The 10,483-nt window shown below is 40.1% G+C and carries 4 protein-coding genes and 2 pseudogenes; 3 read left to right on the top strand and 3 right to left on the bottom strand.

What is annotated here, in order from left to right:
• Nucleotides 1-414: 414 nt before the first annotated feature.
• The 3 genes and pseudogenes from QUA99_RS31020 to QUA99_RS31010 all read right to left on the bottom strand — a co-directional run.
• Nucleotides 415-1,959, bottom strand: coding sequence for a response regulator (locus QUA99_RS31020; RefSeq protein WP_333244878.1), 1,545 nt, complete (start codon nucleotides 1,957-1,959; stop codon nucleotides 415-417).
• Nucleotides 1,959-7,883 (bottom strand): AAA family ATPase, encoded by a 5,925-nt coding sequence (locus tag QUA99_RS31015; protein WP_333244881.1) that lies wholly within the window; start codon nucleotides 7,881-7,883, stop codon nucleotides 1,959-1,961. Before QUA99_RS31015 ends, QUA99_RS31020 begins: the two co-directional genes overlap by 1 nt.
• 437 nt (nucleotides 7,884-8,320) lie before the next feature.
• A pseudogene (locus QUA99_RS31010) lies at nucleotides 8,321-8,560 on the bottom strand (ISKra4 family transposase); the annotation flags it as partial.
• A 218-nt stretch (nucleotides 8,561-8,778) separates the two neighbouring features.
• On the opposite strand from QUA99_RS31010, the pseudogene QUA99_RS31005 reads away from it, so the two are divergent.
• From QUA99_RS31005 to QUA99_RS30995, 3 genes and pseudogenes are all read left to right on the top strand, one after another.
• A pseudogene (locus QUA99_RS31005) lies at nucleotides 8,779-9,124 on the top strand (ISKra4 family transposase); the annotation flags it as partial.
• Nucleotides 9,125-9,437: 313 nt separating this feature from the next.
• A complete protein-coding gene (locus QUA99_RS31000) occupies nucleotides 9,438-10,088 on the top strand; it encodes a hypothetical protein (protein WP_333244884.1) in 651 nt (216 codons plus the stop codon).
• A gap of 72 nt (nucleotides 10,089-10,160) precedes the next feature.
• On the top strand, nucleotides 10,161-10,310 hold the full coding sequence (locus tag QUA99_RS30995) for a hypothetical protein (protein WP_333244887.1): 150 nt from the start codon (nucleotides 10,161-10,163) through the stop codon (nucleotides 10,308-10,310).
• Nucleotides 10,311-10,483: the final 173 nt, after the last annotated feature.

Below are 10,483 nucleotides of genomic sequence, written 5' to 3'. Positions count from 1 at the left end.
TTGACAATTTTCGAGATCGACTATTAGCTTGCTTTTCTAATTAGTCTTTCTTATCACCGCAAACCCAGAAGACCCGATTAATTTTTGAAGTCTTATCGCTTGTTCCCTTTATGGCTGTTGACACCTGCTGTCACACAACCACAAACGTTTCACATCAATTGTTTAAAAATTTTCGGAGATGTCTATTTAATGCGGTCTCAAAAAAATACTGATTGCACTCTTGAGTGATTGTGATGGCGGTCTCCTACATTTAGGCACATTTACTGATGCTGTGTCAGGTTTGAGAATAGCTATATTTTATAGATTTCTGCACTAGCTAGAAGAAAACATGGACGTACTTACTGTGTATAAAGCGAGTTTGGATTTATTTGGGCTTAAAATTTGTTTAAGCCCCCTTAAGTAAGCTAAAATCCACTAAGAAATTCCCAAGGCTGTTTCAGACATCGTAATGAAATTGCTAGCAAATAATTGCTGGTTAATTGGAATATCAATAATAAACTTTGCCCCCTGATTAGGGGCTGAAATACAATTAAGCTTGCCACCATGTTTCTCCACTACAATCTGATGAGAAATTGACAACCCAATACCGATGCCTTTCCCTAGAGGTTTAGTAGTAAAAAATGGCTCAAATAGATGTCTGCTGATATCTTCTGTCATTCCCGACCCGTTATCCTTAATCTGGATTACTACCCGATTACTTTCGGTAACTTCAGTGCGAATAACAATCTTAGACGGATTGGCTTTAATTTCACTTAACGATCGCGTCGCATTGTAATCATCTAGGGCATCAATAGCATTAGCGACAAGATTCATAAACACCTGGTTAAGCTGACCAGCATAACACTCTACCAGAGGCAGATTGCCGAACTCTTTGACCACCTCTATTGCAGGTCGATCGCCCCTGCCTTTAACGCGGTTATGCAAAATTAATAGAGTGCTCTCAATACCCTGGTGAATATCCACTGGTTTCATCTCCGATTCATCAAATCGCGAGAAGATTCGCAGCGACTGAATAATCTCGCGAATACGGTCTACACCTACCTTCATCGAAGTCAGCAATTTAGGCAAGTCTTCAACCAAAAAATCTAGTTCTATCTCGTCTATTTTATTTTCAATTTTTGCTCCCGAAACGGGGAATTCCTGCTGATAAAGATTCACGAGTTCAATCAGACTTTTGGTATAGTCATGGGCGTAAGAAAGATTCCCATAGATGAAATTAACGGGATTATTGATTTCATGGGCTACACCTGCCACAAGCTGACCGAGAGAAGACATTTTTTCGCTCTGCACAAGTTTAGTCTGGGTCAATTGCAATTCGCGAAAAGCTTTTTCTAAGCATTGAGCTTGGGTTCGCAATTGAGCTTCCGATTGTTGCAATCCCGCCTCTGCTTGGAGACGCTCTTGAATCTCCTGTTTGAGCAATTGATTCGATTGGAAAAGTTCAGCCGTCCTTTCCTCAACTCGCCTTTCCAACTCCGATGCCAGCTTCAAGAGCGAAGATTCCGCTTTGACACGCTGTTCGATTTCTGCTTGCAAGCACACATTTTGCTCTAAGAGTTTCTTCGATAAATTGCGGAGCTTCATGTGGACATTAACACGAGCTAAAACCTCTTCATGCTGAAGAGGCTTAGTGATATAATCCACCGCACCCAGACTCAAACCTTTAACCTTATCCACCGTATCAGCAAGAGCCGTCATAAAAATCACCGGAATGTCTCTCGTTACATCATTCGCTTTCAAACGGCTACAAGTTTCAAACCCATCAATTCCGGGCATGAGCACATCCAATAGGATCAGATCTGGCGCGGCATATTCTACCTTTTGGAGAGCACTTTTGCCATCCCTAGCTATCAATACTTTGAAGCCAAAATCCGCCAAAAAATCGAACAGTACACCTAAATTAGTCGGGGTATCATCTACGATTAAAATCGTGCTTTGTTCGGGAAGTTCGTTATTCATTATTTCGCAGTCCTATATTTCTTAATAAACTCCAAGATTTGTTGTTCTTCAAATCCTTTCACTAACTGGCGTAGATGGGTAGCAAAGGGCCCCCATTGCTCATTGAGTTGTTCTAACTTTTTAGCTTGCTCCCCAATGGCTCGAAGATCGCCCATCATGGCTAGATCGAATAGAACGGCGATTTCCTCATCGGGGGGAGCTACAATTTCAGAACTTAGAGATTTTTTTTCTCCTTCTGCTTTCCTCATCTCTTCCAGATTTTCTTCATAAATCCATTCTAACCCTAAATGAGTACGTAATTTTTCTAAAAGCTCCTCGATTCGTATGGGTTTGGGAATAAAATCATTGCAACCTACTTCGGCGCTTTGTTGTCGATCGAAATCAAAAACGCTGGCAGAAGTAGCAATCACCACTAAATTAGTCTGACCTGGTGATTTGCGAATCCGGCGGGTCGCTTCTAAGCCGCTCATTACTGGCATCATCAAGTCCATTAAAATACAGTCGGGCTTATACTCCACCGCCTTGTTTAAACAGTCCTGACCCTCCGTTGCTTCCAGAATTTCAAATCCTAACGGCTGAAGCATTCCCGCAATGATCGAGCGATTCTGCCACTTGTCATCAGCTATGAGAATTTTTCGCTTTCTGCCTTTGAAACCAACAATGACGTGGACATTCGCTTTGGCTGCATTAGTCGCCCATTCCGATACCTCTGGCAAATCTAAATCGAAGAAGAAAATGCTCCCTTGTCCTAATATACTCTTCACCTTTATTTCACCGCCCATCATCTGGACTAATTGGCGGCTAATTGCCAGTCCCAACCCGGTTCCTTCAACCTTCAGGTTGGCTTCTCCTACTTGGTGAAAAGGCAAAAATATGTCTTGCAATTGCTCTGGTGCCATACCAACTCCGGTATCTTCCACTTGAAACCGAATCTTGCCATCCTGATATCCTACTTTGAATGCCACCCCACCTTTTTCAGTAAACTTAATCGCATTGCCGAGTAAGTTGATTAAAACTTGCCGCAAGCGTTTTTCATCACCCAGGACGGCAATAGGTAGTTGGGTAATGGGCTCGTAAATAAGGGAGATTCCCTTTTGTTCTGCCCGAATATTGCAAATTTCAGCCAGGCCTTCCAAAAATTGTGAGAAATGGAAATTACTCAAGTGGATTTCCATTTTTCGGGCTTCGATTTTGGAGAGATCTAAAATATCGTTAATTAGGGTTAAGAGGTGTTCACCGCACTGACTAATCACGTTCAAACCATCTTTTTGCTCGTCAGCCAAGTTTTTTTGTCGTTTGAGGATTTGGGTGTAACCCAAAATGCCATTAAGTGGCGTTCGGAGCTCGTGGCTCATATTAGCCAGAAACTCGCTCTTGGCAGAGTTGGCGGCTTTCGCTAATTCTTCTGCTTTTTGTAAATCGATATTTTTTTCTTGTAACTGTTGCGTTCTTTCTGCCACCTTCACTTCCAAAGTAGCGTTGGCTGCTTCCAAATCGTTATAAAGACGGGCATTCTCAATCGAAATAGCTGCTTGAGAAGATAAAAGTTGTAAAACTTCTAAACGATCGGGAGTAAAAGCACCAGTTGTGAGATTATTTTCTAAGTAAAGAATGCCAGTAAGTTTTCCTTGATGGACGATGGGAGTACATAATACTGACTTGGGTTTTTGGTTGACGATATAAGTATCCGCCGTGAAGGTTCCCTCACAACTCGCATCGTTTAATACAACATTTTCCTGAGTTCTGGCAACATAGTTAATCAAAGATATGGGTAGTTGCTTACTGTTTTCCACTGGTATTCTTTGCAGCACTTCTACATCGCTCTCTACGGTTCCATAGGCTTCTATTAGTAAACTTCCCGCTTTTTCTAAGATAAAAATGCCACTTTGAGCGCCCGCATTCTCGATCGCAATTTTCATCAATTTCGCTAACAAATTAGTCAACACAATTTCGCCAGAGAGAGCTTGAGAGGCTTTGATGACAGTCGCTAAATCTAGTGCGCCACTCCCTCCACTTGTCGAGCTAGTGCTCATAGCGATCTGGCTGCGTTGAGTTTCTGGTTTGGCTATCCGGGAAAATATTTGAGGATATCTGGCCTCCAAATCTTTGACTATAGCTTTAGCCCCCCAGCGGCTATATCCGTAGTAAGCATCGGTTAAATACATCAGAGCAATTTTATCTTTGGCGCGGAAAAAATAAAACTCTGCGGCCAGTTCGTTAGCTAAGGCTTCTTCTTGGATATATCCCTGTTCTTTGGCTCCTGCTATAGCGCGATCGTAATAATCGCTGGCTTCTAAAGGTTGTCCCAAAATCCGCGCTTTTTCTGCTTCTACTAAGTCATACTTATGCTGGAAATTAATCGGTGCATGGAACGCCCAAGTTTTCATTTTTTCTTGGTTTACTGCTACTTGAATTAAATATTCTTCTTGTTCTTGCGCTGAGACTTTGGGATACATTGCTAGGAGGCCAAGAGAATGGTAGAAGTTGCCAAGTGCATTCTGAATTAATCCCACACCGCAACTGGCATATTTTGATACTAAATCAGCATTGACTATTGTGCCTTCGTAATCTTTAAAACAATAACGAAGCATCGCTTGGGCGGCATGGTAAAAAAACAGCAGAGTCCCATTATTAGATTCTAGGAACATCGGCACCATTTCTTCTTCATTAAAACTCTCACCAATCAACTGATATTTATCTGAGGCTTTGCCAAGCAAATTTTTAACTAACTGCTGATAAATTTTGATTGCAAAAGTATCGTAATCTTGCTTGTATTTAATGCTAATAGCAACATATTTTTCCTGTTCGCACTCAACTTTTTCTAGCTCTTTTTCAGTTAAAAATGTCATGTAGCAATAATTGATCAGACAGTGACAAGCACATTCCAAATCACCTACTTCCAAACCACTTTGCATAGCCTTAATCAAAGGTTCTCGGGTTTCCATACTATGATCTTTCCAGGATCTGAGAAGAGCATTAAATATTAACCAAACCTTACAGTTGAGCGAGTTAGTTTCAAATTTATCCAATACAACAATGGATAGTTTGCCAAATTTATATCCAGAATCTATATCCCCCATTGGTCCACATAAAAGAGAGCCATAGAAAACGTAAGCGTAAGCAGATTCCGGTGAGTTACCATACTTGAGCGACAAATCGATCATTGTATATATAATTAGTGGCAGCATAGCTCCATTGCCAAGATATGCTGAGATCACGATGCTGCTTAATATCCGCATCGCCGCAAGTTTATTCATATCTGTCATTGGTGGCAGATTGGCTAAATCCTCAATAATCAATCCTTGAGGGGGTTCTTGCTCTAGGTAAACGCCGAACATTTCAAGAACATTAATACCAGTCTCTATAGCTGATTGTGTCCGGTTTTCAGCCATATCAAACTGAATTTTTAGTTCATAGACTTTGATTTTTTCTAGGAGGGTTTTTGCTTGTTTGATGATGATAGCAGACAACTGTTGAGAGCGCTCAAAGTTTGTGGTGATAAATTCGGCTTCTGCTGCTTCTAAATGCAGATTTAAAGTCAGCTCATATTGACTCTCCCAGCTATCCTCCGCGAGCAGTCCCAAACCCACATTCAAATATTTGACAGCGGATTCATAAGCTGTTGCTGCTTTGGCTTTCTGGCCGGCGATCAGATTGAGCTCTGCTAATTCATATTTTTCGCTCTCTAAAGTGACTAAATCAGTGCCGTAATTTAGTTGGTTAACCAGTATAAAGATATTTTCTTTTTGTTCTTCAGGCGTTGTGGAATGCAGCAGTAGTTGACCGATTTTTAGGTGAGTTTCTTTTTTCTGGTCGTCGGGAATTAGAGAATAAGATGCCTGTTGCACTCGGTCGTGCAAAAATTTGTAGGTGACATTAAATTGCTCGGTTGACTTTTCTGTGGATGTTTCTTCGTCAAATAGGAGCGGTATTTTGTAAGAATTATTTAGCGGTAAAACGAAACCAGTTTGTAACGCTTCCCATAAATTTATTGCCGTCTCTGACTGAGATTTTTTATTAGCTATTGCCAAAATATCTAAACTGAATTTATCTCCGATACAGGCCGCTAATTTTAAGACATTCTGCGTCTGCGACGAGAGCTTTTGAATCTGGCTGACCATCAATTCGACGACGTTATTGCTGATATCAATGCCTTGAAGCTGTTGAATATCCCACTGCCAACAAACTCGATCGAAATCAAAGGATAGGAGTTTTTCTTGATAAAGGGATTTGAGAAGTTGAGTTAAAAAGAAAGGATTGCCCTGGGTTTTATTAAAAACTAACTCAGCCAGGGGCAAAATTTCAGAACTTTGACTGCGAAGGGTTTCGCTTACTAATTGGTTTACATGAGTTATTTCTAAAGCTTGGAGGATAATATTATTGACTATCGCCTTGGTATTTTGAATTTGCTCTAAGGTATAAATTAAGGGATGAGTGGGGCTGACTTCATTATCCCGATAGGCTCCAATTAATAGCAAATATTTACTATCTGGATCGGTCATAATTAGTTGGATGAGCTTGAGGGAAGCCGAATCTGCCCATTGCAAGTCATCCAAAAATACAACTAGCGGGTGTTCGGGTTTACTAAACACCTGTATAAATTTTTGAAATACTTGATTAAATCGGTTTTGGGATTCCGCTGGCCCCAAGGTTGGAACCCCAGGCTGTGGATCGATAATCTTTTCTACTTCGGGAATAACATCAATAATAACCTGGCCATTTGTCCCAAGTGCTTCGAGGATTTTAGATTTCCAAATTGCTATTTTTTCTGATTTTTCGGTCAGCATTTGGCGCATCAATTCCTGAAATGCTTGAATTAAGGAAGCATAGGGAATATTTCGCTTGAACTGGTCAAATTTCCCGCTAATAAAATACCCTCTTGCTGCTACTATCGGTTTATCAACTTCGTTAACTAAGGAGGATTTACCGATACCTGAATAACCGGAAACTAGCATCATTTCTGTTGTCCCGGCACTGACGCGAGTGAAGGCTTCTAGCAAACTAGCAACTTCTATTTCCCGTCCATAGAGTTTTTGCGGAATCAGAAATTGGCTGTAGGAATCTAGTTGACCTATAATAAAGTGGGAAATCTCCCCTGAAGAAAGTATCTGCTGGCAGGTTTCCAAGTCAACTTTTATTCCGAAAGCACTTTGATATCTATCTTCAGCCGTTTTAGATAATAATTTCATTACAATTTCAGAAACTGCATCCGGGATCTCTGAATTCAGTTCTTTCGGTGGTATTGGTGCTTTAGCTATATGACAATGAACGAATTCTAGGGGGTCTTTTGCGGAAAAAGGTAGCTTACCCGTCAGCATTTCATAAAATGTAATACCGAGGGAGTAAAAGTCGGTGCGGTAGTCCACTGAGCGGTTCATTCGACCGGTTTGTTCCGGCGACATATAGGCGAGAGTTCCTTCTAATAAGTTGGGATTGGTGACGGTTTGATTTTCTCTATCTAAGAGAGAAGCAATGCTAAAATCAATAATTTTTACTTCCTTTGTCTCAGGGTCAATTAAGATATTTTGGGGCTTAATATCTTTATGGATTACATTACTATGATGGATCTCTCCCACAGTGTTTGCTAACTGAATGCCGATTTTGAGAAATGCGTTTATAGCCAAGGGTTGATTGTTGAGAAAATCTTTCAAAGATTGACCGCTAAAATTTTCCACTATCAGCGCTAAGCCGTTATGGTAGTTTTCTAAGGCTATGGGCTTAACTATTCCTTCACTTTCTAAATGTCTGAGGATTTTATGTTCGTGTCTTAAGCGGGAAATTTCTTCGATTGTCGGATGCTCGGTTTTGAAGGTTTTGACGATCGCAGAGGTTCTATCAACCTGTTTTGTGCCGCGATAAATAATAGTATTGACACTTTCGTAAATAGCTTCGTTTAGGTTGTAACCGAAAATGCTAGTGATCATGTGCGTAATTTCACTAATAAATTGAAGAAAAATTGAAAAGCAGGCTGTATCTAAGTAGGTATACTGATATTTTTGGCAGACTAAAAAACTTTTTAATGCACTATCAATAAGTATAATCTAAGCTTTTTAAATATTTTTTGAAGTTTAACAAATCTAAATATAAAAATAACTAATAGTTATACCGTAGGAAGATTTATAGGCTTTCTCATAAAGATTAGGTACAATAACAGCAGCGCCTAAACCAGCTCATAAGATTGGACGATGTAACTTGATTGAATGCAAACTATATCACTTTTCCTAATTATTGATAATTTCAAGTTTGTATGATAAACTTACCAGGAGTAATAAGTCGGGCTAATAGGGGATAAATCTATTAAGTCTGTCCGGTTTTATTATTCGTTGCGTAGCCTGACTTTTCCACCATCCAATGTAATTTATTTGACTCCTTGTTGAGATGTAGACAACTCAAATTCTTGTCGATTGACTAATATGAGTAATGTACTGTGAGAGATTTTGATACCCGTAAACTTTTCCAAATCTTTTTCTGCCATTTGATAAGATTCGTTGGCACTGATTAAAAGACAACTTTTTTCCATCAGTGGACTAAATTGACTGTAAGCTTTCAAGCCAAAATATTTTGCCTGATTATCTGTAATGTCGAGGGAGCCGACTATTGTCTAGGAGATGACCGTGCCGGAATTTGGAACATATTTAACCCTCTTTTGTCAGTTTCGGCAGAAAATAATTTGGAATGGTTATATCATAAGGCTTTTACCAAAAACCTTGATTTCAGCCATTCTGTTAGAAAATAAATGCTCAAATCCTTGATTTATCTACAGTTAAAAATTGGGTTCTAATTTTTAATTTCCCAGAGTGACAAAAGAGGGTTAAATAAATTGGAGACAATAAACAAAGACAATAAATCTTAGATTGGTATCATCTGAAAGAAAATATCTACAAGGTAGGGGGTTCAATAAAAAGATTGAAATCAGCAGAAACTATGTTGTGGCAAGGCAAAGTTGATGAAATTATAAATTTATTTAAAAACTTTAAATGTCAATCATTGAAAACGTTTTGCAATTATTGAGAGACCCATCGGTGCCGAATATTCAATTACCAATACTACGAAGAATAATCCCTAAGTTCACTATTGTTCGGAAACAGTTGAATCAACAATTAAACGCATTGGATTAAGGGTAAAAATATCGGGAGCCGGGTGGAATATTGAGAACGTTTCCTAATTCCTTGCTCTTGGCTGTGCCTATCTCAACGGTCAACTTTCAATTTGATGTATTTGCCTTCATTGAGATGCACCCAGTTTTTGCGGTTGAAAGAGTAACAACACGAGCCAAAGTTGAGAGCGATCGCCCGCCGAAAAATCCACAGTCAGCCGCGCCGACTGGGTAAGTTGGGTTCATAGGGGATCGCTGTCCCGAATGGCGAGGCTGTGTTGAGGGCGAGCGTTAAAAACCCCCATCGCGCCATGAGGGAAGAGCTTTTTGTATAATGCACTCTTGACACAGACGATAAAACTTGTACACCCTATAGTTAAAAATGAAACAAAACAACCAACAACGTGCTACTGCCAATAAAATCAAAAAATGGATTCAAGCAACCTCAGATGTTGAAAAAGCTCGGTTTGCTCTACCGATAACCAGGCTGACGAGTATCAAAAGTCTGTGCGTTGATGAAGTTGCTGCCGAAAAGTTGGCGCTTTACATAACTCAACGAGTAAAGCTGCAGATGAATCAGGCTAGTTGTCCCGAACACTTCATCAGTGAAGAATGGGAACAGCAAAAACAGTTAGTGAATGAAGCAATCACGCTCATGCAAATTTACTTAGAAAATCCCACTTACGAAAGCCGGCAATCTCTCAGAAACTTATTGAAAGAAATTGATGGGTTGCAAGGCGATGACTACCGCAATTTTAGGTGGACAACAGTACGCTTTGTGCGCAGTGGAGATTTACTCAAGCTAGAGTATGCGCTGCGCTGTTTCGTAGAGCCAGATTTTCCCTATTGGGCTTACAAACTTGCTGCCGAATATGTAACACGTTATACCTCGCATTCTGGTTCAGGTATCGTTGGTGAATCTATCCCCTTGTTGTTAGAAGTGGCAGAATTTTGGTGTCAGTATTATTTCAATCAAAGTTTGAGTGAAAAATTTTATGATGAGGGCTTACCCTGTGTTCGGCCCAACCAATGAGAATGTGCCGTATTTACTGCATCTGTTTTTAGGAATTCTTAGCAAACCCAGCACTTTTGGCGATCGCACTTTTTGAAACTTCAGGAGACAGTGCAGAAAGAGGTGATTCAATTGGCAGTAACGTACCACGCCCTGCATTGCGCTTTTGTTGCCCGTATCCTCTGTCAAATGGAAGAGCGATCGCAGTTTTTACAACAGCAGCAGGAGACAAGAAATAACTAAAACTAGAATCTGTGTTTTCAAAAGCCGGGACTACTTAAAATCTCATATCACGTGAAAAAGAAACAACTAAAACTTCGCCATCTCCGCGTATATCTGTGGGAGCATCCCGGTTTTGCAAAAACCTCAAATGGCTAAGAGGTCGTTGAGGTAAGCACAACGAAGTTTTAGCATTT

This window comes from Microcoleus sp. F10-B2, from assembly GCF_036704965.1.
GTDB lineage: Bacteria > Cyanobacteriota > Cyanobacteriia > Cyanobacteriales > Microcoleaceae > Microcoleus.
The sequence above is the reverse complement of the archived record's forward strand: the minus strand, read 5'-3'. Positions and strand labels throughout refer to the sequence as shown.